At 67.7% G+C, this 24,624-nt stretch carries 25 protein-coding genes and 1 tRNA gene; 13 read left to right on the forward strand and 13 right to left on the reverse strand.

Annotated elements, in window-relative coordinates:
* Positions 1 to 272: 272 nt before the first annotated feature.
* Positions 273 to 977, reverse strand: coding sequence for a L,D-transpeptidase family protein (locus tag OG394_RS24230; RefSeq protein ID WP_328989342.1), 705 nt, complete (start codon positions 975 to 977; stop codon positions 273 to 275).
* A gap of 155 nt (positions 978 to 1,132) precedes the next feature.
* Between OG394_RS24230 and OG394_RS24235 the strand changes: the two genes are divergently transcribed.
* Both OG394_RS24235 and OG394_RS24240 read left to right on the forward strand, forming a co-directional pair.
* A complete protein-coding gene (locus OG394_RS24235) occupies positions 1,133 to 1,426 on the forward strand; it encodes a type II toxin-antitoxin system VapB family antitoxin (protein ID WP_328989343.1) in 294 nt (97 codons plus the stop codon).
* Between the two features lie 11 nt (positions 1,427 to 1,437).
* Positions 1,438 to 1,986, forward strand: coding sequence for a LytR C-terminal domain-containing protein (locus OG394_RS24240; protein WP_328989344.1), 549 nt, complete (start codon positions 1,438 to 1,440; stop codon positions 1,984 to 1,986).
* A 413-nt stretch (positions 1,987 to 2,399) separates the two neighbouring features.
* Here the strand turns inward: OG394_RS24240 and OG394_RS24245 are convergent, their stop codons facing one another.
* The 4 genes from OG394_RS24245 to OG394_RS24260 form a co-directional block, all read right to left on the reverse strand.
* Entirely contained in the window at positions 2,400 to 3,911 is a 1,512-nt protein-coding gene (locus tag OG394_RS24245) for a potassium/proton antiporter (protein ID WP_328989345.1), read from the reverse strand.
* A 273-nt stretch (positions 3,912 to 4,184) separates the two neighbouring features.
* Positions 4,185 to 4,272, reverse strand: a tRNA-Ser gene (locus OG394_RS24250).
* Positions 4,273 to 4,285: 13 nt separating this feature from the next.
* A complete protein-coding gene (tadA, locus tag OG394_RS24255) occupies positions 4,286 to 4,720 on the reverse strand; it encodes a tRNA adenosine(34) deaminase TadA (RefSeq protein WP_328989346.1) in 435 nt (144 codons plus the stop codon).
* A gap of 28 nt (positions 4,721 to 4,748) precedes the next feature.
* Positions 4,749 to 5,249: a tRNA adenosine deaminase-associated protein gene (locus tag OG394_RS24260; RefSeq protein WP_328989347.1), complete on the reverse strand. Its 501-nt coding sequence runs from the start codon at positions 5,247 to 5,249 to the stop codon at positions 4,749 to 4,751.
* Between the two features lie 99 nt (positions 5,250 to 5,348).
* Here OG394_RS24260 and upp point away from each other — a divergent pair, with 99 nt between their 5' ends.
* A complete protein-coding gene (gene upp, locus OG394_RS24265; protein ID WP_328989348.1) occupies positions 5,349 to 5,990 on the forward strand; it encodes a uracil phosphoribosyltransferase in 642 nt (213 codons plus the stop codon).
* 6 nt (positions 5,991 to 5,996) lie between these two features.
* Here upp and OG394_RS24270 read toward each other — a convergent pair whose 3' ends face one another.
* Positions 5,997 to 6,899, reverse strand: coding sequence for a 1,4-dihydroxy-2-naphthoyl-CoA synthase (locus OG394_RS24270; protein ID WP_442914223.1), 903 nt, complete (start codon positions 6,897 to 6,899; stop codon positions 5,997 to 5,999).
* Between the two features lie 23 nt (positions 6,900 to 6,922).
* Positions 6,923 to 7,936 carry a LacI family DNA-binding transcriptional regulator gene (locus tag OG394_RS24275; protein WP_328989350.1) on the reverse strand — a complete coding sequence of 338 codons (1,014 nt, stop codon included), beginning with the start codon at positions 7,934 to 7,936 and terminating at the stop codon, positions 6,923 to 6,925.
* 186 nt (positions 7,937 to 8,122) lie between these two features.
* On the opposite strand from OG394_RS24275, the gene OG394_RS24280 reads away from it, so the two are divergent.
* The 3 genes from OG394_RS24280 (at position 8,123) to OG394_RS24290 (ending at position 12,706) form a co-directional block, all read left to right on the forward strand.
* Positions 8,123 to 10,054, forward strand: coding sequence for a Xaa-Pro dipeptidyl-peptidase (locus OG394_RS24280; protein ID WP_328989351.1), 1,932 nt, complete (start codon positions 8,123 to 8,125; stop codon positions 10,052 to 10,054).
* 1,111 nt (positions 10,055 to 11,165) lie between these two features.
* Positions 11,166 to 11,492: a PadR family transcriptional regulator gene (locus OG394_RS24285; protein WP_328989353.1), complete on the forward strand. Its 327-nt coding sequence runs from the start codon at positions 11,166 to 11,168 to the stop codon at positions 11,490 to 11,492.
* Positions 11,489 to 12,706: a DUF1700 domain-containing protein gene (locus tag OG394_RS24290; protein ID WP_328989354.1), complete on the forward strand. Its 1,218-nt coding sequence runs from the start codon at positions 11,489 to 11,491 to the stop codon at positions 12,704 to 12,706. Before OG394_RS24285 ends, OG394_RS24290 begins: the two co-directional genes overlap by 4 nt.
* A gap of 15 nt (positions 12,707 to 12,721) precedes the next feature.
* Here the strand turns inward: OG394_RS24290 and OG394_RS24295 are convergent, their stop codons facing one another.
* The gene (locus OG394_RS24295; RefSeq protein ID WP_328989355.1) at positions 12,722 to 13,480 is read right to left on the reverse strand and encodes a GNAT family N-acetyltransferase; all 759 of its coding nucleotides are present in this window, start codon (positions 13,478 to 13,480) and stop codon (positions 12,722 to 12,724) included.
* Entirely contained in the window at positions 13,477 to 13,953 is a 477-nt protein-coding gene (locus OG394_RS24300) for a GNAT family N-acetyltransferase (protein WP_328989356.1), read from the reverse strand. Before OG394_RS24300 ends, OG394_RS24295 begins: the two co-directional genes overlap by 4 nt.
* Positions 13,954 to 14,170: 217 nt before the next feature.
* On the opposite strand from OG394_RS24300, the gene OG394_RS24305 reads away from it, so the two are divergent.
* Positions 14,171 to 15,022, forward strand: a complete 852-nt coding sequence (locus OG394_RS24305) for a TolB family protein (RefSeq protein WP_328989357.1) — start codon at positions 14,171 to 14,173, stop codon at positions 15,020 to 15,022.
* 47 nt (positions 15,023 to 15,069) lie between these two features.
* Here the strand turns inward: OG394_RS24305 and OG394_RS24310 are convergent, their stop codons facing one another.
* The 3 genes from OG394_RS24310 to OG394_RS24320 form a co-directional block, all read right to left on the reverse strand.
* A complete protein-coding gene (locus tag OG394_RS24310) occupies positions 15,070 to 16,059 on the reverse strand; it encodes an adenylate/guanylate cyclase domain-containing protein (protein WP_328989358.1) in 990 nt (329 codons plus the stop codon).
* The gene (locus tag OG394_RS24315; protein WP_328989359.1) at positions 16,049 to 16,447 is read right to left on the reverse strand and encodes a cyclic nucleotide-binding domain-containing protein; all 399 of its coding nucleotides are present in this window, start codon (positions 16,445 to 16,447) and stop codon (positions 16,049 to 16,051) included. The genes OG394_RS24310 and OG394_RS24315 overlap by 11 nt, the downstream gene beginning before the upstream one ends.
* A gap of 99 nt (positions 16,448 to 16,546) precedes the next feature.
* Positions 16,547 to 17,380 (reverse strand): oxidoreductase, encoded by an 834-nt coding sequence (locus tag OG394_RS24320; protein WP_328989360.1) that lies wholly within the window; start codon positions 17,378 to 17,380, stop codon positions 16,547 to 16,549.
* A 79-nt stretch (positions 17,381 to 17,459) separates the two neighbouring features.
* Between OG394_RS24320 and OG394_RS24325 the strand changes: the two genes are divergently transcribed.
* Together OG394_RS24325 and OG394_RS24330 are read left to right on the forward strand one after the other, a co-directional pair.
* On the forward strand, positions 17,460 to 18,035 hold the full coding sequence (locus OG394_RS24325; RefSeq protein WP_328989361.1) for a TetR/AcrR family transcriptional regulator: 576 nt from the start codon (positions 17,460 to 17,462) through the stop codon (positions 18,033 to 18,035).
* 107 nt (positions 18,036 to 18,142) lie between these two features.
* A complete protein-coding gene (locus OG394_RS24330) occupies positions 18,143 to 19,672 on the forward strand; it encodes a DUF4185 domain-containing protein (protein WP_328989362.1) in 1,530 nt (509 codons plus the stop codon).
* Positions 19,673 to 19,674: 2 nt separating this feature from the next.
* On the opposite strand, the gene OG394_RS24335 is transcribed toward OG394_RS24330, so the two are convergent.
* Positions 19,675 to 21,057, reverse strand: coding sequence for a threonine/serine ThrE exporter family protein (locus OG394_RS24335; protein WP_328989363.1), 1,383 nt, complete (start codon positions 21,055 to 21,057; stop codon positions 19,675 to 19,677).
* A gap of 264 nt (positions 21,058 to 21,321) precedes the next feature.
* Between OG394_RS24335 and OG394_RS24340 the strand changes: the two genes are divergently transcribed.
* From OG394_RS24340 to OG394_RS24355, 4 genes are read left to right on the forward strand one after another with little or no spacing between them, the layout of a single operon-like run.
* Complete coding sequence (locus OG394_RS24340) at positions 21,322 to 22,050, forward strand: cupin domain-containing protein (RefSeq protein WP_328989364.1); 729 nt, start codon at positions 21,322 to 21,324, stop codon at positions 22,048 to 22,050.
* Positions 22,047 to 22,826, forward strand: coding sequence for an ABC transporter permease (locus OG394_RS24345; protein ID WP_328989365.1), 780 nt, complete (start codon positions 22,047 to 22,049; stop codon positions 22,824 to 22,826). Before OG394_RS24340 ends, OG394_RS24345 begins: the two co-directional genes overlap by 4 nt.
* Positions 22,827 to 22,849: 23 nt before the next feature.
* Complete coding sequence (locus OG394_RS24350; protein ID WP_328989366.1) at positions 22,850 to 23,851, forward strand: ABC transporter substrate-binding protein; 1,002 nt, start codon at positions 22,850 to 22,852, stop codon at positions 23,849 to 23,851.
* Complete coding sequence (locus tag OG394_RS24355) at positions 23,851 to 24,624, forward strand: ABC transporter ATP-binding protein (protein WP_328989367.1); 774 nt, start codon at positions 23,851 to 23,853, stop codon at positions 24,622 to 24,624. The genes OG394_RS24350 and OG394_RS24355 overlap by 1 nt, the downstream gene beginning before the upstream one ends.

Consider the following 24,624-nt stretch of genomic DNA (forward strand, 5'->3'; position numbering starts at 1 on the left):
GCACCGCCAACTTTCGGCGCTGCTCCCCCATCTTTTGGCGTTCATTCGCCGGAATCCGCCCTCCACCCGGTGCCCACGCCTTCCAGCCCGCGCGCCCTTTTTCTCTTCCGCGAGTGGTCGCATCTGGTCCAGTACGCCGACGTCTACCGCCCCGCCGCGGGACCGGATGCGACCACTCGCGGAAGAGAAAAAGAACAGGAGGCGAACGGACATGCCAAGAGGGACCGCGCCGCCCCTTGGCACGGTCCCTCCCGGGTCTGGTTGGCCGGTGGTCAGCGGATGACGACGACCTTGGTGGTGGACTGGGTGAAGATCCAGACGGTGTCCGACATGCCCTTCGACAGCCGGATGCAGCCGTGGGACTCGCGATAGTTGGTACCGAGCAGCCAGTCGGCGTGGATCTGCGCACCACTCGACATGTACGTCGGGATCTGGTGCATGCCGACGCCGCAGGGCGCGAACCGGACGAAGTTGTTCAGGTACAACCGGCCGCCGTCGGTGTTGCGCTTGATCCGGCCGGCCCGGCCGCACTTCGACCCGGTCGTGTACGTCCCCGGGCTGAGGTAGCGCGGGTTGTCGATGATGCCCCCGTTGCGGACCAGCTTGCCGCGGCTGTCGATCACCCAGATCCAGTTCTGCGTCTGGCTGATGACGATGCGGCGACCGCTGCCACTGCCCGCCGGGACCGGGCGCAGATCGCAGCGCTTCGCGGTCGACGCCAGCAGCCGCTGGAAGGTCGTGGTCGTCAGGGTGCCGGTCTGGGACAGCTTGTTCGCCGACTGGAACCGCACCAGGCCCGCCTTGGTCATCTGACCGATCTGCCCGTCGATCGGTCCCGCGTTACAGCCCAGCTGGTTCAGCCGGTATTGCGCCGACTTGTTCTGGTGGACCGTCCACGCGTCGGCCGGCAACGTCGTACCGGCGATTGCGACCACCGCGACAAGCGCGCCCCCGGCCGCTCTGATCAGATTCCGCATCGTTTCTCCCCCTACTGGTCCGGGCGCATTGCCCTTATCCCCTTTAGACGTACCCAAAGGGCAGGAGGTTGGCACTTTCTGGAACTTTTCCCAGATCTGGTTCACGACATGGCTGAAGGTCGGATCGGACCTTTTTGGCAGCTAGACTTCCCAACGTGATCTTCAAGCGCGTCGGCGAGGGGCGACCGTACCCGGATCATGGGTACCGGCAAAAGGATTGGGCGGGTCTGCCACCACGGCAGGTGCGGCTCGATCAGCTGGTCACGACCAAAGGCACCCTCAATCTCGACGCTCTGCTCGATGAGGACTCCACCTTCTACGGCGACCTGTTCGCTCACGTGGTGGAGTACCAGGGCGAGATGTTCCTCGAGGACGGCCTGCATCGGGCCCTCCGCGCCGCTCTGCAGCAGCGCCTTGTGCTGCATGCCCGGGTTCTCGTTGTGGACTGATCGATATGGCCATGTTGCAACCACGCCCGCACCACCGGATCCGCTGGCAGACGCCGATCACGCTCGTGGTGCTGCTCGGCATCCTCGTCGGCGGTGCCTGGTGGGGCTGGAATTCGCTCACCGAGGTGACCGCCGAGCAGGTCTGCGTCGACCAGAAGCTGCCGAACAAGAAGCTCACGGCCAAACTCGTCGTGGTGAACGTCTACAACGGCGGCGCCAAGGGCGGTAAAGCCCGCGAGACCGGCGAGCTGCTCACCGGGCGCGGCTTCAACATCAAGAAGGTCGCCAACGAGCCGAACGACGAGAAGTTCGACGTCGCCGTCATCCGCGGCCACTCGAAGGACTCGCCCGAGGTCCAGCTGGTCTACCTGCAGATGAAGCAGAAGGTCGAGATCATCGAAGACGGCCGTACCGACCACACCGTCGACCTGGTCCTCGGCGCCGACTTCAACGGCCTCAACACCGGCAAGATCACCTCGGTCCCCGTCCCCAGCGGCACCGCCTGCCTCCCCACCCCCAAAACCCCCCAACCCATCCCCTCCGGCCAAAACCCCGGCTAACCCCGCCGCCGTACGCCGCCGCATCCCAGCGCCCCGACACGCCCGGGCCTGCCGGTATTTCCCGTTCATCGGGCTCTTGTGACGCGGCGTGTCGTGGATCATCGGGCCCTTGTGACCAGGTCTCGGCGTGTCGTCGGACTCTTCTGACCAGGGGTGGCGAGTCTTCGGCACTTGGCATTCATCGGTCCGAATCCGCCCTCTGAGGTCCGCTGGCCGGTACAGGTGAGCGTGTGGGAGCGAGCGGATTCAGACCGATGAATGCCAACTGAAGGTGGCCGGATGCGGTGGTCACAAGGGACCGATGATGGGCGACACGCCGCGTCACAAGGGCCCGATGAACGGGAAATACCGGCAGGCCCGGGCGTGTCGGGATGTTGGGGAGGACTTCGGCGTGTGGGTGGGAGGAGGGCGGGTTAGGAGGAGTTTTCTTGGCCGTGTTCGCCGAACCAGCCGGCTAGGCGGCCGCCTCGGCTTACGGCGCGGAGGCGGCGGAGGGTTTGTTCGCGGAGGTGGGACGGGGCGACCACGAGGATGTCGTCGTTGGCGCGGAGGACCGTGCGGCGTTCGGGTACGAAGGCTGCCATGCCGCGGACGACCAGGGAGACCGAGACGCCTTTCGGGAGGCGGAGTTCGGAGATCTCGACGCCGGCGAGGCGGGATTCGCTCGGGATGCGGACCTGGAGTACGTCGGCGTGCAGGGATTCCAGCGGCGCCACGTCGATGTCGACCTCGTGGGAGGCCTGGTCGTCGAGTACGCCCAGGCGGCGGGCGAGCCACGGTAGGGACGGGCCTTGCAAAAGGGTGAACACGATCACCAGGACGAACACGATGTCGAAAATTCGCGCGGCCTGCGGAACCTTCTCCGCCAGCGGGATCGTCGCCAGGACAATCGGCACGGCACCACGCAGACCCGCCCAGGCTATGAACGTTTGCTCCCGCCACGGCACCCGGAACCCGCTCAGACTGATCCACACCGCCGCGAACCGGCCGACCATCGTCACGGCGATACCGATGACCAGTGCGGCCAGTACGTCGTTCAGGGTGATCCGGCCGGGTGAGGCGAGTAGACCGAGCATGACGAACAGCCCGATCTGCGCGAGCCAGGCTAGGCCGTCGACGAAGGAACGGGTGGCGACGCGGTGAGGTAGTTCCGCCCGGCCGATGATCAGGCTGGTCACGTAGACGGCGGCAAAGCCCGAGACGTGCAGCAGGACCGTGCCCCCGGCGTACGAGATGGCGGCGAGCGACATGATCGCCAGCGGGTAAAGGCCGGCCGAGCTGAGGGCGACCCGGCGGAGCAACCCAACGCTGAGCCAGCCGACGACGAACCCGAACAGCGCGCCGATGACCAACTCGTACAGCACGAGTCCACCGAAGTGCAGCAGGCCCTTCTCACCGATCTCGCCGGTGCTGACGAGGGTCACCAGCAGTACGGTCGGGGCGTCGTTCAGACCGGACTCGGCCTCGAGCGCACCACGCAGGCGCGGCCGGATCGGGACCCGGCGGAGTACGGCGAAGACGGCGGCGGCGTCTGTCGGGGAGGTGACCGCGCCGATCAGTACGGCCAGCTGCCAGTCCATCCCGAGCAGGAAGTGAGCGACCGAAGCCACTACCCCGACGCTGACCGCGACGCCGACGGTCGCCATCACGACGCCGAGCGGCATCACCGGGCGGACCTCGTTCCACCTGGTGGTGAGACCACCTTCGGTCAGGATGATGACCAGGGCGGCGAAGCCCAGGGCGTGCGCGAGCTCCGCGTCCTCGAACTGGATGCCGAGCACGGATTCGCCCAGCACCAGACCCATACCGAGATAGATCAGCAGCGAGGGCAGGCCGAGCCGGCCGGACAGGCGCACCGCGATGATCGCCACCAGTAGTACCGCGGCACCGGCCAGCAGAATCCGGTCGAGCTCGTGGACATCCACAGGCCTTGGTCAACCCCCTCCGGTCGTGGCTGAATCCTAAGTGGTTCAAACCGGAAAATCCGACCACTAACCGCTTCAAACCGTTGCCCAGGGCCACTGCCGGGTCAGCGATACCAACGTGGAAATGGCCCTTTCAGCGCCCCTGAGCCGGATACGCAGGGCCGCGCGGGGTGCCGGGGGAAAGACGAGGACCCTGGCGCATCACACGGCACCAGGGTCCCCGAGAGAAATGCCAGCGGCCCCGCACGTCGTACGGGGCCGCTGGTCTTACGGCGGTGGCGGAGGGATTTGAACCCTCGGAAGGGGGGTACCCTTCACGCGCTTTCGAGGCGCGCTCCTTCGGCCGCTCGGACACGCCACCGCCGAAGAGGCTATCAAGACCGATGCCCGTTGAAGAAATCGCGTAGTAACGAACCGGCCTCATCGGCCATTACGCCGCCGATCACTTCGGGCCGATGGTTGAGTCTGCGGTCACGTACGACGTCCCAGAGCGAGCCGACCGCGCCCGCCTTTTCGTCGTACGCCGCGAACACCAGGCGATCCAGCCGGGACAGCACGATCGCGCCCGCGCACATCGTGCAGGGCTCGAGGGTGACCACCAGAGTGCAGCCGGTGAGGCGCCATTCGCCGACGTGCCGCGCGGCCTCGCGAATGGCCAGCACCTCGGCATGCGCGGTCGGGTCACCCGTCTTCTCGCGCTCGTTGTGGCCACGGCCGATCACCTCGCCGGCCTCGTCCACCACGACCGCGCCGATGGGTACGTCGGCACTGCCGCGAGCCTCTTCCGCCTCCGCCAGGGCCAACCGCATCAGCCGCGCCCAGGCGGAGTGAGCCGGGTTAACCAATGGCTTCGAGGGTCTCGTGGAACTGGCGGCCGAAACCGAGCGCGTCGGCGATCTCCTCGAGCATTTCCTCGGGGTAGAGCTCGTCGTCGTCGCAGAGAGCGCCCAGGTCCATCGCGCTGAACCCGAGGTCCGCCACGATCGCCAGTTCGCCCGCCGCCATCGGGTCGTCGTCATCATCGCCGACCGGGATACCGAGCTCGTCGGCCACCTGCCGGGCCAACGGCCACTCGGTGGCGGCCGTGACATCGGAGAGCAGCAGGCGGGTCCGGCCGCCGATCACCCGCAGCAACAGGAAGAAGTCCTCGTCGACCGAGATCAGGCCGATGACACCCGATTCACTCGGGAATCGTCTCAGCGCGGAGACCAGAGTGGCGAGATCGGGCTCGTCCGGCAGAACGAGGGGCGTGACCTGCCAGATTCCGTCCTCGCGGTAAGCCGCTACCGCGAAGTCCAGCTCGGTCGTGGTCGTGGTCCCAGCTGTGGGTTCAGACACGTCCTCATGGTGGCACAGCCCCGCCAGGATCACCCATCCTTTAGATCGCCCTTAACAGGCCTTTGTGGGGGAACGTGACCCGGCGGTAGCGTTCGGCTCATGCAGATTCTCGTCGCGGACCACCCGCTCGTCGCCCACAAGCTCACCACGCTGCGGGACGAGTCGACCGATTCGCCGACGTTCCGGCGGCTGACCGAGGAGCTCGTCACGCTGCTGGCGTACGAGGCGACCCGGGATGTCCGGACCGGCCCGATCACCGTGCAGACCCCGGTCGCGCAGGCCGAGGGCATCAAATTGACCTCGCCGAAGCCGCTGGTGGTGCCGATCCTGCGGGCCGGCCTCGGCATGCTGGAGGGCATGACCCGGCTGCTGCCGACGGCCGAGGTCGGGTTCCTCGGCATGATCCGCAACGAGGAGACCCTCGCCGCGTCGACGTACGCCGAGCGCCTGCCGGAGGACCTGTCCGGGCGGCAGTGCTACGTGCTCGACCCGATGCTGGCCACCGGCGGCACCCTCGCGGCGGCGATCCGCTTCCTGGTGGATCGCGGCGCCGACCACATCACCGCGATCTGCCTGCTGGCCGCGCCCGAGGGCGTCGCCCGGATCGAGCAGGAGCTGGGCGATCTCGAGGTCCCGGTCAACCTGGTCGTCGCCGGCATGGACTCCCACCTGAACGAAAAGGGCTACATCGTGCCCGGCCTGGGCGACGCCGGTGACCGCTTGTACGGCGTCGCCCAGTAGGTCCCTCTAGAACGCGTAGGGGTACGGCGACCAGTCGGGCGAGCGCTTCTCCAGGAAGGAGTCGCGCCCCTCGGCCGCCTCGTCCGTGCCGTACGCGAGCCGCGTCGCCTCACCCGCGAACAGCTGCTGCCCGACCAGACCGTCATCGATCAGGTTGAACGAGTACTTCAGCATTCGCTGGGCCGTCGGCGACTTGGCGCAGATCTTCCGGCCCCACTCCAACGCGACGGCCTCGAGCTCGGCATGCGGCACGACCTTGTTGACCATGCCCATCCGGTACGCGTCCTCGGCCGAATACTCGTCGCCGAGGAAGAAGATCTCGCGGGCGAACTTCTGCCCGACCTGCCGAGCGAGGTACGCCGATCCGTAGCCGCCGTCGAACGACGCCACGTCCGCGTCCGTCTGCTTGAAGCGCGCGTGCTCGGCCGAGGCCAGGGTCAGATCGGCCACCACGTGCAGGCTGTGCCCACCACCCGCGGCCCAACCCGGTACGACGGCGATGACCACCTTCGGCATGAAGCGGATCAGCCGTTGCACCTCGAGGATGTGCAACCGGCCGGCCTTCGCGGGGTCGATCGAGTCGGCCGTCGTACCTTCGGCGTACTTGTAACCGTCCTTGCCCCGGATCCGCTGGTCACCACCCGAGCAGAAGGCCCAGCCGCCATCCCGAGCGGACGGCCCGTTGCCGGTGAGCAATACGCAGCCCACATCGGACGACATCCGCGCGTGGTCGAGCACCTGGTACAGCTCGTCCACCGTCTGCGGACGGAACGCGTTGCGCACCTCAGGCCGGTTGAACGCGATCCGCACCACGCCGGCGTCGACCGCCCGGTGGTACGTGATGTCGGTCAGGTCGAACCCGTCGACGGCTTTCCAGGCGGAGGGATCGAAGATCTCAGAGACGGTCACCCGGCCGAGCATATCCAGCAGCGTCAGAGCCGACGGGTGCTCTCCCGGATCACGACTTCGCCGGGGAAGACCTCGGTCGCCGGCTCGCCACCGGACACGGCCAGCTCCAGCGCCCGCCGGCCCATCTGCTCCAACGGCAGCCGGACCGTACTCAGCGACGGCCAGACATCCCGCAGGGTGGCGATGTCGTCGAACCCGGCCACCGACAACTCACCCGGTACGTCGATACCCCGCGCGCGGAATGCCGACATCGCGCCGACCGCCATCACGTCGTTCACCGCGAACACGCAGGTCGCCTTGGTCCCGAGATCGAGCAGCTCGCCCGCAGCGGCATATCCGCCATCGCGAGTGAAGTCACCGTGCAGTACGGCGAGGGGCTTGATCCCGGACTCGGCCAGACCTTCGGTGAAGCCGTCCCGGCGGTCCCGTGCGGTCGCGAGCTCCTCCGGCCCGGCGAGGATCGCGAACTCGCGTTGCCCGAGGCCGACCAGTTCGCGCGCAAGCTGAGCCGCACCGGCCCGGTTGTCCGGCACGATCGTGTGCGCGGGCATGCCCGGCTGGCTGACCAGGGCCAGACCCGCACCCGAGTTCAGGAAGTTCTCGACCTCACGCGTCGTACGGGCCAGCACGTCCTCGTCGAGGCGGCGGCTGCCGATCATCACGGCGGCCCGGGCCCGCTGGGCGCGTAGGGAGGACAAGTAGGTGATCTCGCGATCGGCGTCCCGGAAGGTGCTGGCCATCATCACCAGCAGGTTGCGCTCGTCGGCGGCCCGCATCACGCCGTTCGCGATGGCGGCGAAGTACGGGTCTTCGATGTCGTGCACGAGGATGCCGACCACGTTGGTGGAGGACTTGGCCAGCGCCTGGGCCTGCGCATTCGGCGTGTAACCGAGCTCCTCGGCCGCCGCCCGGACGCGCTCCTGCAGCTCTTGGCGCGGCACCCGGTCGCCGCCGTTCAGGACCCGCGACGCCGTCGCCACCGACACGCCCGCGCGCTGGGCGACATCCAGCAACGTCACCGGTGCTTTCAAGTTCACGGCCTGTCCACCTCCCGTGGTCCTGGCTGCCTGCCCGGGTCATTCCTTGACCTGTGGTCACTCATTGGTAAGGCTGGCCGTCACCCTATCGGAGCCGACCGTCGATCACACCGTGTGGCGAGCCGGATCCGGCCATTCGGGGTCAGACCTGGCTTTGCGGCCCGCGGATGGCTAGCCTTCCGAGCCATGACGACCGTCCGCGCCAGGGCCCTCACCCTGGCTTCGTCCGCCGCGCTGTCTCTGGTCGCCGTGACCGGAACCGCTGCCGGCGGCCCGGTACCGGAGTCCCCCGACTTCCTGCCCGCACCACCGGCCGACCTCGGTGTGCCGCCGCACGTGACCGGTACCCAAACCACGCCGGTTTACGACTACGGCAACGCGATCCGCGAGTCCGTCTTCGTCAACACCAAGATGGACACCGACAGCGACGGCACCAACGACGTCGTCGCCGTGGACATCGTCCGGCCGCGGGAGACCGACCAGGACGGCCGCAAGATCCCCGTGATCATGGACGCCTCGCCGTACTACTCCTGCTGCGGGCGCGGTAACGAGGGCGAGAAGAAGGCGTACGACGAGAACGGCGTCATCACCAAGATGCCGTTGTACTACGACAACTACTTCGTGCCGCGTGGTTATGCCGTGGTCGGAGTGGACATCGTCGGCACCTCGCGCTCGACCGGTTGCGGCGACGTCGGCGGCAAGAACGAGATCGCCTCGGTCACCGCGGTGATCGACTGGCTGAACGGCCGGAACACCGCGCAGACCCTGACCGGCGCACCCGTCAAGGCCGACTGGACCAACGGCGCGGTCGGCATGATCGGCAAGTCGTACGACGGCACCGTGGCGAACGGTGTCGCCGCGACCGGGATCGACGGTCTGAAGACCATCGTGCCGATCTCGGCGATCTCCTCCTGGTACGACTACACCCGCTCCGGCGGCGTGCCGTACTCCGAGGACTACATGCCCTGGCTCGGCAACTACGTCGGCCACGACAGCCCCGCCTGCGAATCGGTGCGGGCCGATCTCGGTGACAACGACGCGGACGAGACCGGTGACTACACGTCTTTCTGGGCCGAGCGCGATCACCTCAAGGACGCCTCGAAGGTCAAGGCCAGCGTCTTCCTCGTCCACGGTCTGAGCGACTACAACGTCCAGCCGAACCACTTCGGCCAATGGTGGACGGCGCTCGCGAAGAACAAGGTGCCGCGCAAACTCTGGCTCGGTCTCGAGGAGCACGTCGACCCGTTCGAGTTCCGCCGCGAGGCCTGGGTGAACGAGCTGCACAAGTGGTTCGACTACTGGCTGCAAGGCCTGCCGAACGGCGTGATGCGCGAGCCGATGGCAACCGTTGAAACCGAACCGGACGTTTGGCGCAACTACGCGAACTGGCCCGCGGTGAAGAAGTCGCTGCCGGTCCCGATGGCCGTCGGCAAACTCGGCACGCCAGGTAAGGGGACGGTCGAGGTGACCGACGAACCGTCGCTGGGCGAGGACGACATCGTCGCCGACCCGTCCGAGGTGATCGCCGGCCGCCAGATGTTCCTCTCGGCACCACTGCCGCGGGACATTCGCGTCAGCGGCACGCCGTCGGTCTCGTTGCGGATCAAGTCGGACAAGACCACCACGCCGGTGACGGCACGACTGATCGAGTACGGCGAGGCCAAGCGGTATTCGGGCATTCGGCGCACCGGCACGAGCAGTTGCTGGGGCGGCAGCACGTCGTACGACGATCCTTGCTACTTCGAGGTCGAGAAGCTCACGGCGACCACGGATCACGGCATCGTCGGTCGCGGGTGGATCGACGCCGCGCACAGTTCGTCGCTGACCAAGCCGACGCCGCTGACGCCGGGGAAGTGGACCACCGTGACCGTGCCGCTGCGCGCGCAGGACCTGGTGATCCCCAAGGGCCGCGTACTCGGACTCGCCGTGACCTTGAGCGACAACGAGTGGACCACCCCCAACAACACCGGCGCCTCAATCGAGATCGACGTCGCCAAGAGCCGCCTAGACCTCCCGCTCACGGTGGGCACCGTCCCGGCCCCCACCAAGATCGAACCAATCAACGTCGACATCACCACCCCCACCGAACGCCCCAACCTCCGCGCCCCCTTCAACTAACCCCACACCGCCACGGCCAGGCGCGAAACGCGCGCCGCCATACGCCCGCCATGCCCGACGGTCGGACGCGAAATACGCGCCCCCGTACGCCCGCCGTCCTCCACGGTCGGACGCGAAGTGCGAGCCGCCGTACAACCGCCATCCCCCACGGTCGGACGCGAAATGCGTGCTGCGTACTGCCACTTCACTCACGGTCGGACGCGAAATACCGCCCCCACGCTTTCGTCCCCACCACGGTCGGACGCGGAATACCGCCTTCTGCGCAGCCCCCCGACCACGGTCGGACGCGGAATGCGGCACCCGCGTAGACACTCCGCGCGCCAGACGGAGACCACGTGAGCACATTTGTGGATATCCCTCCCGCGAGGTGCCTTGTTGTGCTTGCACGCGCGCGACATAAGGAGGCACTTCGCGGGAGAGATATCCACAGATCGGCCAGTACGGACGCAGCCGGGGCCAGCGCCGTGTATGCGCCGCATTCCGCGTCCGACCGTCGGAATGGCGACCACACCACGGCACGCATTTCCGCGTCCGACCGTCGGTGGGAGTGCGGGTACGGCGGTGCGCATTCCGCGTCCGACCGTGGTGCGGCACCCGTGTAGACACTCCATGCGCCAATCGGACGCCACGTGCGCACACTTGTGGATAACCCTCCACAAATCGGCCGCCGGGGTTGGGAACCGGGGATCCACCGTGTACGCCGTTCGGCAGTCCGCGGCCGGTCGGTCGGAGCACGCCGGAGCATGCCCAAAACTCGGGAGTGGTCGCGTATAACGCGTCCACTCGCGGCAGGGGTTTCCACAGGCACCGGTCACACGCGTCCACTCGCGGCAGGGGATTCCGAAGGCTCTGGTCACACGCGTCCACTCGCGGCGGGGGGTTCCACAGGCACCGGTTACACGCGTCCACTCGTGGCAGGGGGTTTCCACACCCTTCCGCGAGTGGGCGCGTCTGATCGTCTGTGGGGTTGAGGGAGGCGTGGGGTGGCGGATGGTGGAGTAGTGTGGAATGTGTAGTAGCGTGGGTGGCAGAGCACCGCCGGGCTGGGGAACGACTGAGGGGTTCGCCTCCGGGCCGGCGGTGCGATGACGCTAAGGGTGGAGGAGGGGCGATGGATCCGAGTCAGCTGTTGAAGGGCGTGCTCGATCTGGCTGTGCTCGCGGTGCTGCGGGAGGCCGATGGTTATGGGTACGACGTGCTGCGGCGGCTTCGGCAGGCCGGGCTGGAGGATGTCGCGGATGCCTCGGTCTATGGCACGTTGCGGCGGCTGTTCGCGGCGGGGGCGCTGACCACCTACGTGATGCCGAGCGAAGAGGGCCCGCACCGGAAGTACTACAGGCTCAACAAGACGGGTCATGAGTTGCTGGCCCAGTCGACCAAGACCTGGAACAACTTCGCCGACACGATGTCGGTTCTGCTCGCGGAGGATGCGGCGTGAACAGCACCATCACCGGTCCAGTGGCGGTCTACCTCGCACAGGTGCGCGCCGAGCTGAACGATCTGCCCGCCGGCGAGCTGGAGGACGTGCTCGACGACGTGACCAGTCATCTCAACGAGGTGGCCGGCGAGTTCGAGGGCGGTCCGACCCGGGCCGGGCTGGAGGAGCGCCTCGGCAGCCCCGCGCAGTATGCCGCCGAGTTGCGGACGGCCGCGGGCTATCCGCCCCGCGGCGAGGTGCCGCCGGCGTACTCGCATGAGGGCCGGGCCGCCTTCCGCTGGGGCGTCGTCGCGCTCGGCGTCGCGTTCTTCTTCGGCCTGATCGGCATGGCCGACATGCTCAGCGCGGGATGGTTCCTCGCGGCGATGATTCTGCCGGCCATCCCGGCGCTGCTCGGCGTTCGCGCGTTGCGCGGGGCGGACCCGCGGATCGTCACGGAATACCCGACCTGGCAGCGATTCGCCGCCTGGTTCGAGCGTCGTACGGCGGAGTTGCCGGAGTCGTTCCGCCGGGACCTGGTCACCATCGGGCAGCCGGTCTGGTGGGTCGTGCGCGGTGGCGCGATCGGCGGCGGGCTGCTGGCCGTGGTCGCGCACGGCGTTGGTCCGGCGGTCCTCGTCGGGGCGATCGCCTGCGCCGTCGGCTCGGTGTGGCTCGCCCGCAAGACGCAGACCGATCGACGCCTGCTCTGGTACGTGTTGCCGCTCAACGTCGTCGCAGTGTGGCTCACGCTGTTCGCCGTGTTCAACGTGTCGGACCGCGTCTCGTACTACGACAACGGCGAGTACTACCGTGGCACCAGCTACCGCGGCAATGTCGACGGACTCAACAACGACGGCAAGCGGATCAGCAACATCTACCTGTTCGACCAGCAGGGCAAGCCGGTCAGCGCCCGCCTGTACGACCAGGACGGCCGGCCGATCTCGCTGGAAATCGAAGACTGCAAGTCCTACGCGAGCGGCGAGATGATCCCGAGCAACGTCTTCCCGCAGCGGGTCTTCGTCGGCGAATCCCCCAATTCGGAGAAGTGCGTCGACAGCGACAAGGCGCCCTTCGACGTACTGCCGGCGCCGGTCAACCCGACCGCGACGCCATCCGCCGGCATCCCGACCGACCCCACCACCACCAGCCCGACGCCAACCCCGACGACCACGCCGACGTCGGGCAAAGCGAGCACCCCGACGGCCAAGCCAACACCCAAGCCCACCCGCTGACGAAGGCGGCCGGCGTCAGCCCGCGTTGGCCGCCGCCACCGGGCGATAGCTGAAGCCGAGCTGGTGGTAGAGCCGGATGGCGGTCGCATTCGCCCCGTCCACCATCAGCCCGGCCCGGCCGTGGGCCTTGACGAGTTCGGCCGCCGCGAAAGCGCACACCTGCCGCGACAACCCGCGCCCGCGAGCCTCCGGCGCCGTCGCCACTCCGGCGATGAACCCGAGGTCAGGCGCACTCCACGCGTCCGCGGCAACACTCACCAACCGACCGTCGAGCCCAGTCACCCCAGCCCAACGCCGTACGCCGCTCAATCCCGGCCAGGCGTACGACCCGGGCGCTGCCGCAGTGAGCAGCTCTTCCACCCCGGCGTCACTCTCCAGCCAAGAAGTCTCGAGCGAAGACGAAGACCCGGCCGGCGTAGTCGTATCCATCCAGCCGAACGTCGCGCGAAGGACAAGCGGCTCCACCCGGTCGACCAGTTCGCGGATCACGGCCTCGTCCCCGAACGGCCGGTACGCCGTACCAACCTCACGCAGGACCTCCGACACCAGCGGCGCGAGCTGTTCCATCGGCCCATGTACGACGATCCGGTCGTGCCGCGAAAGGTCAGGCGCGAGCACAGCGACCGCGTCCCCCAACCGCCAAGCGCGTTCGGGCCGGCCAGCCCGCAGACCTTGTCCCGCCCAGACGATCAGCGCGTCGCCAGAGCAGACCCGCGCCAACTCGACGGCATCCCGAATCGGCACCACCCGACCGGCGGTCACCCCCGCGGTCAAAGCGCCAGCACCATCGTGTCCGAACCGCCGTTCCGGCCGACGACCTCGAACCCGACCGAGCGATAAAGCCCAGCGGCGAAGTTCTCCGGCTCAACGCTAAGGCTGAGCCGCTCATACCCGGCTAGACGCGCGGCCGTGATGACCTCGCCCAGCAATGCCCGCCCAACGCCTTGCCCACGGAATTCGGCCACCACCCCAAGGCTCAACTCCGGTACGTCGTCCGCGACATACCCATAGCCGGGCCGACTGGACGGCATCAACCGGGCCCAGACGGCACCAGCCCGGCGGCCGTCGACCGCCGCGATCACGCCGAATTCGCCCGCCCGCGGCCAACCGTCGATGTAGCGCCAGGCGTTGTCGTTCAGCGCCAGCTGGTCGGTGGTGAACCGCTCGACCCCGCCCCAGTTGTAGGCCTCGAGCAGCATGTCGATGAGGTGCGGGAGATCCCCCGGCACCGCTGGTCTGAACCGCATGACCTGATCATCACCCGAGCCACGCGTGAGACTCCACCCGATATCTCAGTCGGCGGCAGTCCGCGACTCGTCCACTCGTCGCCTCGATCTTGCAGCCGGACCGGTACCGCTTGTGCTCGAGGGCTTACGCATCGTGTTGCACGGCGGTAGGTTCGAAGGAACGGCAGCAGAGGGGGCCTCAATGATGCGCCGAGCCAGAGGGTGGTTCGCTGCGGCGATGGCAGCGGTTCTGTTGGTCATGGTGGTGCCGACCGCGGCGGAGGCCTATCCGCAGCCGGGCGGCCGCATCCTGTACCTGGAGTTCGAGGGTTCGACGGGCGGGTTCGGCGCTCTGAAGAGCGTTCAGCCGAGTGGGCAGGGCGGCCAGGACTTCGGCCGGCAGCTGCCTTGGTATTCCTGGCCGGACTACTCGCCTGATGGCACGCAGATTGCCTACGCCGATGGTGAGTTCAGTATCCGTGCGATGGCCGCCGACGGTAGCAACGACCGCCTGCTCACCCAGTCGGGATCGGCGCCGGCGTTTCCGCGCTGGTCGCCCGACGGGCAGTGGGTCGCTTTCGAGTCCGGCGGTGACATCTGGTCGGTGCACCGTGATGGGTCGGCCTCCGGCGTGATGAACCTCACCGGGGCACACGACAGCAATGAACTCGTCCCGGCGTGGGCGCCAAACGGCCAGTCCTTCGCCGCCGCGACCTTGAACGACATTCGCATCTACAGTGCGGATGGCGCGCAGCTGCTCAAGGTCATCCCGCTTCCGGGCGCATATCGGCTGGACTGGAGCCCGAAGCGTGGACTGATCGCGGTCGAGGCGCTGGGCGATCTGTGGCTGGTCAAGGTTTCGTCCGGCGCAGTACAAAGGCTCACCAACAGCCCCGACGTTCAGGAGATCAGCCCGACCTGGTCGCCGGACGGCCGCTGGATGGCCTTCGGTAAGGGTCCCGGTGCGCATGACCCGGATCTGCCCGGTCTCACCACAGACCCGGTGATCTGGCTGATCGACCGCGAAGGCGGCGACCAGCAGTCCACCGGAGTACCCGGCGTCCCGAGCAGCTGGCGCTCGGCGCCATGACCCCCGCTCACCGCTCAGGCGTGAACATCTCCTGGGAGTAGCAGCGTTCAGTCGGTGGCGCGTTGCAGCGCGTACGGCGCGAGGTGGGCATAGCCGCGCACGTGCACTCGGCGGAGGCGGCGCAGCCGGTACGACGGATGGCCATCGAGCGCGGCGGCCATTTCGCGGTCGACCAGGACCCGACCGGGTTTGGCCTCGGAGGTCAATCGGGAGGCCAGGTTGACCACCTCGCCGTACACGTCGCCCAGGCGGATCAGGATCGACCCGTACGCCATACCGATCCGCAGCTCGGGCATGTCCTCGAGCTCGGAGATCCGGTCCTGCAGGGCCAGCGCGACCGCCGCGCCTTCGGCCGGGTGGTCCGCCGCGAACAGCACCTCGTCCCCTATCGACTTGATCACGCGGCCGCCGTGCAGCGCGACGACGTCCGCGGCGAGGCCCTCGAAGCGCTCGATCAACTGGCCCAGTTCGACCTCGGACAGCCGCCGGGTCAACCGGGTGTAGCTGACGATGTCCGCGAAGCCGATCACCCGCACGCCCCTCGCGAGTTCGTCGGACCCGGCGACCAAACGCCCGGCCGCGGCGGCGAGATGGCGGCGCCAGACGTACGTCTGCAGCCGTTCCATCGCGGGCAGTAGCAACGAGGCGACCTCGATCGCCTCGTTCGGCGGGAGCTTCGACTCGGCCAGCAGATCGAGGAACATCGCCGACTGCCAGGAGGCCAGCCGGGACTGGGTCTGCCCCAGCTTGCGCGCGAGCGACGACTCGACCGACGGATCGATGAACCCGTCGTCTTCCAGCGCCGCGACCAACCGAAGCGCCTCGACATCGCCATCGGTGAAGGCGATCTCGTCATCCGGCACGGTGGCGAAACCGAGCGCGTGCCACATCTGCTCGGCTCGTTCGATCGAGATACCGGCGCGATCGGAGACCTCCAGCCGGGTGAACTTTCGCTCACCGCCCAGCAGGGTCTGCTCGAACTGCCGCTGCACCGAGTCGAGATCCGGGGCGGCAGACGGTTCGGGGTCAGGAACCACCGCGCCGCTCGGCGATCGTGGTGTCGATGGCTCGTTTGAACTCGGGCAGCCGGTGGATCAGGTCGTCGAACTTCTCCCGGGTGAAGTGCAGCAGCATCAGCCGGCTCTTCGCCGTGACCGTTGCCGTGCGCAACCGGTTCTGCCGGAGCGCGACCTCGCCGGCGATCTCGCCCGGGCCGAGCTCGGCGATCTCCTCACCCTTGACCCGGACCGCCGCCGTACCGTTCAGAATCAGGTACGCCGCGTCGGGCGGGGTCTGTTCCAGGATCAGGGACCAGCCTGCCGGCACCGAGACCTCTTCACCGGCCCGGAAGATCTCCTTGATCTCCCGGCCGGACAGGTCGGCGAACAACGGCAGATCCCGCGGGGAAGTCCTACCCAGTGCCACAGCGATCCTCCGAGCCCGCCGGGCATCTGACCCGGCGACTAGCTGGTAAACCCGTCAGTAACTCTAACCGCCAGCCCTGCCGAAGGTCACCTAGTGGGCCTATCTGGGCGCACCGGTCGCCCGGCTGATGAGCCGATCGAACAGGCGATCGCTGAGCACGCGCCGCATCAGCAGCAACGGTTTGGCGCCGGCGCCGGAGGCATACCGGGTCCGCGGCCGGTTCGCCGAAACGGCCGTCCGGATCGTGTCGCCGATCACCGTCGGCGCGGATGGACGCATCAATCCAGTGCGCTCGACGGTCATCGCGGCCGCCATCGCCTCGGCCTGCGCGGCATAGGCCCCATCGCCCGAAGCCTTGGTCAGCTGCCCGGCGGCGATCCCGCCCCACTCGGTCTCGATGGCGCCCGGCTCGACCACGACCACGTCGATACCGAACGGCGCGACCTCGACCCGCACGCAGTCGCTCAGCCCTTCGAGCGCGAACTTGCTGCTGTGATACCAACCGCCGAGCGGCGTGTGGATCTTGCCGCCCATCGAGCTGACGTTGACGATCTTGCCGCTGCGCTGGGCGCGCATCGCCGGCAGCACGAGCTGCATCAGCCGGGCCGCGCCGAAGACGTTCACCTCGAACTGGGCCCGCGCCTCGTCGAGCGGCACATCCTCGACCGCGCCGTACGACCCGTAGCCCGCATTGTTCACGAGTACGTCGATCCGGCCCGCCTCGGCGAGGATCCGGGCCACTCCGGCCTGCGCCGACGCGTCATCGGTCACGTCCATGGCCAGCACCCGCACGCCTTGCTCCGCGAGGCCCGCCATGCGGTCGATCCGCCGGGCCGCGCCGTACACGATGAAGCCGGCTTGCCGCAGGGCGAGCGCCGTCGCTTCGCCGATTCCGGATGAGGCACCGGTGACCAGAGCTACCTTCTCGGACATGACTCTCCTTCGGGACTAATATGAACCATCACTCACGTTTATCATGAACTATGCTTCACCTTGAATCAAGGGAGGGCATATGAGCGAGGCACGTCCGTTGCGTGCGGATGCGGCGCGCAACCGGGAGAAGATCCTCGCGGCCGCCCGGCAGCAGATCACCCAGAGCGGTCCCGAGGTGACGATGGACGCGATCGCCGAGGCCGCGGCCGTCGCGGTCGGCACGCTCTATCGGCACTTCCCGACCAAGACCGACCTGGTCGGCGCGATCCTGACCGAGCACCTGGAGCAGTTGGCCAACGACATCGAGGCGGTCGCCGATCGCGCCTCCGCGGCGACTCGGGATGCCCCGGCGATCGAGGAGATCCAGGCCCTCATAGTGCGCACGCTCGACCTCTCCGCCCGAGATCGGGCCGTGAAGGCGGCCGCGCAGGGCTTGGGCGCCGCCGGCTTCGGGGAGGCCCAGATCGAGCGGGCGACCAAGGCGCTCGAGCGACTGATCGCCCTCGCGAAGGCGGAAGGAACTCTCAATCCGGACGTCACGGTCGCCGATTTCGCCCTGATCCTGGCGACGGCGCCACTCGAGCAACCGCCTGAAGTCCGCGAGCGTTGGCTCACTCTCGTGCTGCCCGGTCTGCGCGTGGATCCCCGCCCGTAGTCGCGTTCCCCTGTCGCGCGACTGTCGGGCGAGGCGTTGACCGGTTGACCACGGCTCGGTACGGTCGATGGGAAATCGATTTCTCGCACCGCCACCGGGAGACTCGTATGCGTCAGCTCTTACTCCTGCCCCTGCTCGCCGCCGCCCTGATCACCCCAGCCTCAGCTGTAGCTCAAACGACTGGACCGACGGGGGTGGTGCCGACGCCGGCGACGCGCGTTGGCAAGCTGACAGGGCCGGGTTCGATCAACGCCACCGACACGAGGTGGGAGCTCAAGGCGACCGACCTCGGCATCCTCTGGGACAACGGGTCCGGCCGGATCCTGTCGGCGTTCGGTGACACCTATGGCAACGGCTGGACCGGTCCCGGCGCCGGTACGGGCGATCCGGCCACGCTCGACTGGCGCTGCAACACGCTGTTGCGCAGCGGCGATCGGAACCTCGCGGACGGCATCACGTTCGACAGCGCGGCAGAGGATCGCCCCGGACACGCGAAGCAGATCCTCGGCTGCAAGAAGGTCGACCGCGACGAGCACACGGTCATCCCCACCGCGGGCATCGCCGTCGGCAACCGGCAATACCTGCACTACATGTCGGTCAACCACTGGGGCCCGGCCGGGACGTGGTTCACGAACCATTCGGGCATCGCGTATTCCGACGACGACGGTCAGACCTGGACCAAGTCGACCACCGCCGTCTGGCCGAACACTTCCGCCTGGAACAACAAGTTCCAGATGAACGCCTTCGTCCGCCAAGGCTCGTACGTCTATCTCGTCGGTACGCCGAACGGCCGGTACGGCAATGCGCACCTGGCCCGCGTCCCGGCCGCGCAGGTGCTGACGAAGAGCGCCTACCGCTATTGGAACGGCCGGACGTGGTCCAGCCGCGAGGCCGACGTCGTACCGATCGCCATCGGGCCGATCAGCGAGGTCTCCGTGCAATGGAACGAGCACCTCGGCCGCTGGCTGATGATGTACCTGGACGAGCAGCGCGCGGCCGTCGTACTGCGTTCCGCCTCAGACCTCACCCGGCCCTGGAGCGGCGAGCAAGTGGTTGCCAAGGGCACCGACTTCCCGGCGCTCTACGGCACGTACATGCACCCTTGGTCGTCCGGCCCGGACCTCTATTTCACGATGTCCCAGTGGGACCCGTACAACGTGTTCCTGATGCACACTCGCCTATCCAGCGATGGCCAGAACACCAACCTGGTAAGCGATCCTGGCTTTGAAGGCCAGCCTGGTACGACGGTGTCGGCGCCGTGGCAGCTCAACGGCCGCGGCGGCATCGACCAGAACATCGGTCAAGCGCACAGCGGTGCGAACAACAGCTTCGTCCGCGAGTCCAACGGCTGGCACCAGATCCAGCAGAACGTCGCCGTACGACCACACCACCGGTATCGCCTGAGCGCCTGGATCCGGACGTCCGACCCGACCACCAAGGGCGTCCTCGGCGTACGAACTCCACAGGGCAAAGTCCTCGCACAACGTGAGACCGGCACGCTGACGGCGTACACGAAGGTCAGCGTCGAGGTCGAAGTGGGCGCGAATCCCGTGGTCCAGTTGTACGCCGGCACGTTCGGCGCGGGTCACGACGTGTGGCTCCAGCTGGACGACGTCGCACTGGAGGAGATCCGCTGAAGCTAGACCTTGCGGCGCTTCCGGCGTACCGACTTCTCCGCGCGGGGAGGGCGTTGGCGGATCGGCCGGCGCGGGCCCACCAACCGGGGTCCCGCCAGCCGGTCCTCGAGGCGACGGGCCTCGCGCCGGATCGGCTGCGCGACGTACTCGCCGAGAATCACGCCCGAGGCGATCGCCACACCGATCGCGACGGCCGTCGCCAGGCTGACCACACCCGTCAGGCTGCCCATCGACATCACCTCGAACAGGCCCTTGTAAATGGTCAATCCGGGCAACAGCGGCACGGTCCCGGACACCACCACGACCAGCGGGGGTACGCCGCTGCGCCGGCCGAGCGAATACCCGCCAAGGCCGACGACGAACGCCGCAGCCGCAGTCGCCCAGGCCGGGCCGAACTCCACCCGCGTCATCATCGTGAACACCAGCGAACCAAGCGCGCCGACGATCGCGATCGGCAGCAACGACCGCAACGGCGCGTACGACGCGAAGGCGAACGCCACTGCCATCAGGGCTCCGGAGAACGTCATGATCGGCAAGTTCGTCAGTTGAATGGTCTGCGCCTCGATCGCGATCGGCAGGCCCAGCTTGATGCCGACCGTGATGCCGAGGCTGACGCCCGCGATGATGCCGCCGGTCAGCAGCATCGCCTCCAGCGTCCGGGCGGAGGCGGTCACGTAGTACCCGGTGAGCGCGTCCTGCACGGCACCGGTCAGGGCGATCCCGGCCAGCAGCATGATGATGCCGGCGGCAACGACCAGTGACGGTTTGACCGGCGCGTCGACGGCGTACAGCCCGAGCGCGACCGCGGTGGCGAGAAAGGCCCCGAACACTTGCTGGTAGAACGCGGGCAGCCGCTGCCGGTGGAACCACCGGTTGCTCAGCTCGATCAGCACGGCCGTCACGACCGCGACCAGTGTGATCAGCCAGCCACCACCGAGCAACAGCGTGGCGCCACCGGCCATCACACCCCAGGCCACCACCGAACTCCAGCGCGGGTACGGCGGGCCGGCCGAGGTGATGCGCGCCAGCTCCCGGCTGGCCTCCTCGCGAGTGATCTCGGCCGCCGCGAACTGCCGCACCAGGCGGTCGACGGCGGTCAGGCGGGAGTAGTCGAGGCCGCGATACCGGACGACGCGCAGATGCGTCTCGGGCGCGATATCCGGCGCGGCCTGGTAGGCGATCGTGATCGAGATGAAGGTGATGTCGACCTCGCAACCGCGCAGACCGCCCGCCGCCGCGACCGACAGGATCGTGGCCGTCGCGTCCGCGGTACCGGCACCGCTGGACAGCAGCACCTCCCCGATCCGCAACGCCAGGTCAAGGGTGCGATAGACCTCCCGCTGCTCCTCGCGCCCCACCTCGACCTCATCCACCACCCAAGCCACCTCTCCACCTCGCGCCGTCCCGCCCGACGCTAACGCCCCCACAAGTAATCCCCCGCATCCCGGGCCGGGCCCACCCTCTCTTTGCCGTCCTGCTCTCACACCTGTCGGCGGTGCTGAGAGGGCGGATTCGGACCGATGAATGCAAACGGTTGACAGTTTTAGGGCAATCGCTTTCCCCATCGGTTGACTGGGGTCCGATGGGGACTTAGTGTTACCGTTCTGACGCTTGGAAAGCCCTTTCCCGGAGCTTGAGGAGGACCAGCGATGTGCGAGTTCGCTCCCGCGCTGCCTGGCGGCATCGGCGTCTCCTTGCTCAAGGTGTACGACACCACCGCTCCGGACGGGCTCGTCGGCGGTACGCCGCACGTCCATCTCGCCTGTTCCGAGGGCTACTACGTGATCGCGGGATCCGGCGCCGTACAGACGCTCAACCCGAAGGGCTTCACCGAAACCCCGCTGCGAGCCGGCACGGTCGTCTGGTTCGACCCGGGCACCATCCACCGCCTCGTCAACGGCGGCGGCCTCCAGATCCTCACGTTGATGTCGAACAGCGGCCTGCCCGAGGCCGGTGACGCCGTACTGACCTTCCCGCCGGAGCACCTGACCGATCGCGAGACCTATCTCGCCGCCAGCACGCTCGTCGGCGAGGGCGACGACCGGACCGATTCGGCCATGCGCCGGCGCGACCTGGCGCTGCACGGATTCCTCGCCCTCCGAGAGCGGTACGACGCCGAGGGCCCTTCCGGACTGGACGACTTCTACGCCTCAGCCGTCGCCATCGTCCGGCCAAAGATCGCTGAGTGGCGCGAACGCTGGCAGAACGGCGCCAAACGCCTCGCCGACCAGACGGGCGCCGCCCTCGACGCGCTCGAAGCCGGAACCGCGCCGCACGTCCAAACGGCCGAACTGCACGGCATCCCCGCCCCAACCGAGACCGGCCGCCACGGCATGTGCGGCCGACTCGACGTGTACGACGTACAGGCCAAACCATGAAGGTGGTCGAGGCCGTCTGGCGTCCGGCGCTGGTACTGGTCGGACTTGTCGTCATCTGGTGGTTCGTCACCGCGCAGGAGTACGTCGCGGCGTACCTCGTGCCACCACCAGCAGACGTGCTCGACGTACTGATCACCGAACGAGCCGACCTCGCCCGGCACACCTGGGTCACGACGTACGAGACGTTGCTCGGGTTCATCCTGGCCGCGGTGATCGGGATCGCGATGGCCGTACTCATCGTGTACTCGAAGACGCTGGAGAAGTCGCTCTATCCGATCATCCTGTTCGCGCAGGTGATTCCGAAGATCGCGATCGCGCCGATCCTGGTCGTCTGGTTCGGGTTCGGCCTGCAACCGAAGGTCATCCTCGCCGTCCTGATCGCGTTCTTCCCGGTCGTCGTCTCGGGAGTCGCGGGCCTGCGCTCGGTCGATCCCGAATTGCTCGACCTTTCGGCCACGATGGGCGCGAGCCGCTGGAAGACCTTCCGCAAGATCCGTTTCCCCGGCGCCCTGCCGCAGTTGATGAGCGGGCTCAAGGTGGCCGTCACGCTCGCCGTGGTCGGGGCCGTCGTCGGCGAGTTCGTCGGCGCGCAGGAAGGGCTCGGATTCGTCCTGCTCGGCGCGAGCGGAAACCTCAACTCGGCGTTGCTCTTCGCCGACCTGTTCCTGATGTCGGCAATCGGCATCGTGCTGTTTGTCGCGGTCGAAGTGGCCGAGGCGCTGCTCATCCCCTGGCATGCCAGCCGTCGCGACGGCCTGGCGCTCACCACCACATGAAGCGAGCTGAAAGGCGGATGACAATGCGACGACGCATAGCGTTCCTGCTCACTGCGGTCTGCGCTCTGGCACTGACCGGCTGCGGTGGCGGCGGGGACGACAACGCCGGCGGGCCGGCCAAGGTGACGCTCACGCTGAACTGGGTGCCGTACGGCGAGCACGCGCCCTTCTACTACGGAGTCGACAAGGGCTACTTCAAGGACGAGGGCATCGAGCTCACCATCAACCCGGGCAACGGTTCGGGGAACACGGTGAAGGCCGTCGCCCAGGGGCAGACCGACTTCGGCTGGGCCGACGCGGCGTCGGTCGCGCACGGCGTCGGCAACGGGATGCCGATCAAGAGCCTCGGCGTCTACCTGCAGAAGGGCCCGTCGTCGCTGGAGTTCTTCTCCACCCAGAACATCAAGACCCCGGCCGACCTGAAGGGCAAGAAGATCGCCGGTACGGCGGGCGACGCGCTCTGGTCGACGTTCCCCGCCTGGCTGAAGGCGAACGGCCTGGCCGAGTCGGACGTCCAGCTCGTGAACGTCGACGCGGCCGGCAAGATCGCCGCGCTGATCGAGGGCAAGGTCGACGTGATCATGGGGTTCTTCCATGACCAGGCGCCGACGATCGAGGCCAAGTCCGGCAAGAAGGTCGACGTCCTGGTCTGGGCCGACACCGGGCTGAACCTGCTCGGCACCGGCCTGGTGGTGAACGAGAAGACCCTCAAGGACGACCCGGCCCTGGCCGAGAAGTTCGTCCGCGCCACCCAGAAGTCGTGGGCCGACGCCGCGAAGGACCCGGCGGCCGCGGTCCAGGCGATGGCGGGCAAGGCCGAGCAGGCGCCTGCCGCCGAGGTGATGCAGAAGCAGCTCGAGAAGGCCATTCCGCTGCTGCAGCTCGACACGGCCGGTGGGCCCGGCGTCAATACCGACAAGCAGTGGACCGACACGATCGACGTGCTCAAGACGTACGCCGACTTGAAGAACCCGGCCGAGCCCGCGAAGTACTGGGACGGCAAGTACGCCAAGGCGACTGGTTGATGTCGACCATTGAGCTGCGGGATCTGACCTGCCACTTCGCGAGCAAACGCTCCAGCACCACGGCGCTGGAGAACGTCTCGCTGTCGATCGAGAAGGGCGAGTTCGTCACGATCGTCGGCCCTTCCGGCTGTGGCAAGTCGACCCTGCTGAAGATCATCGCCGGCCTGGTCAAACCGAGTAGTGGCTCCGTGCAACTACTCGGCAAGCCGGTGACCGCGCCGCAGCGGGAGGTCGGTTTCGCCTTCCAGCGTTCGGCTTTGCTCGAGTGGCGAGGCGCCCGGAAGAACATCCTCTTGCAGGCCGAGATGCGCGGGCTCGACAAGTCGTACGCCGAGAAGCGGGCGGATTACCTGATCGAGATGACGGGTCTGACCGGTTTCGAGAAGGCCTTGCCGCATGAACTCTCGGGTGGCATGCAGCAGCGCGTCGCGTTGTGCCGCGCGTTGCTGCACGAGCCGCCTGTGCTCCTGATGGACGAGCCGTTCGGCGCGCTCGACGCGCTGACCCGGGAAACCCTCAACGTCGAGATGAACCGGATCTGGCGCGAGACCGGCGTGACCGTCGTTCTCGTCACGCACTCGATCGCGGAAGCCGTCTACCTCGGCAACCGGATCGAGGTGATGAGCCCGCGACCGGGCCGCATCGTCAAGACCCTGCCCGTCGACCTGCCCGACCACCGCCAGTACGGCGAAACGGTCGGCACTCCCATCTTCAAAGACCTCGCGAGCGAAATTCGCAACTTACTGGGTGCCACAGGTGCCGCCCATGACTGA

This window comes from Kribbella sp. NBC_01245 (genome assembly GCF_036226525.1).
GTDB lineage: Bacteria > Actinomycetota > Actinomycetes > Propionibacteriales > Kribbellaceae > Kribbella.

Bases quoted from the DNA above. Each gene is read 5' to 3' on its own strand.
- OG394_RS24320 (WP_328989360.1), bottom strand. From the start codon at position 17,380: ATGTCCGAGAAGGTAGCTCTGGTCACCGGTGCCTCATCCGGAATCGGC.
- OG394_RS24330 (WP_328989362.1), top strand. From the start codon at position 18,143: ATGCGTCAGCTCTTACTCCTGCCCCTGCTCGCCGCCGCCCTGATCACC.
- OG394_RS24240 (WP_328989344.1), top strand. From the start codon at position 1,438: ATGTTGCAACCACGCCCGCACCACCGGATCCGCTGGCAGACGCCGATC.
- OG394_RS24280 (WP_328989351.1), top strand. From the start codon at position 8,123: ATGACGACCGTCCGCGCCAGGGCCCTCACCCTGGCTTCGTCCGCCGCG.
- OG394_RS24325 (WP_328989361.1), top strand. From the start codon at position 17,460: ATGAGCGAGGCACGTCCGTTGCGTGCGGATGCGGCGCGCAACCGGGAG.
- OG394_RS24340 (WP_328989364.1), top strand. From the start codon at position 21,322: ATGTGCGAGTTCGCTCCCGCGCTGCCTGGCGGCATCGGCGTCTCCTTG.
- OG394_RS24305 (WP_328989357.1), top strand. From the start codon at position 14,171: ATGGCAGCGGTTCTGTTGGTCATGGTGGTGCCGACCGCGGCGGAGGCC.
- OG394_RS24355 (WP_328989367.1), top strand. From the start codon at position 23,851: ATGTCGACCATTGAGCTGCGGGATCTGACCTGCCACTTCGCGAGCAAA.
- OG394_RS24345 (WP_328989365.1), top strand. From the start codon at position 22,047: ATGAAGGTGGTCGAGGCCGTCTGGCGTCCGGCGCTGGTACTGGTCGGA.
- OG394_RS24350 (WP_328989366.1), top strand. From the start codon at position 22,850: ATGCGACGACGCATAGCGTTCCTGCTCACTGCGGTCTGCGCTCTGGCA.
- upp (WP_328989348.1), top strand. From the start codon at position 5,349: ATGCAGATTCTCGTCGCGGACCACCCGCTCGTCGCCCACAAGCTCACC.
- OG394_RS24230 (WP_328989342.1), bottom strand. From the start codon at position 977: ATGCGGAATCTGATCAGAGCGGCCGGGGGCGCGCTTGTCGCGGTGGTC.
- OG394_RS24300 (WP_328989356.1), bottom strand. From the start codon at position 13,953: ATGCGGTTCAGACCAGCGGTGCCGGGGGATCTCCCGCACCTCATCGAC.
- OG394_RS24285 (WP_328989353.1), top strand. From the start codon at position 11,166: ATGGATCCGAGTCAGCTGTTGAAGGGCGTGCTCGATCTGGCTGTGCTC.
- tadA (WP_328989346.1), bottom strand. From the start codon at position 4,720: ATGCGGTTGGCCCTGGCGGAGGCGGAAGAGGCTCGCGGCAGTGCCGAC.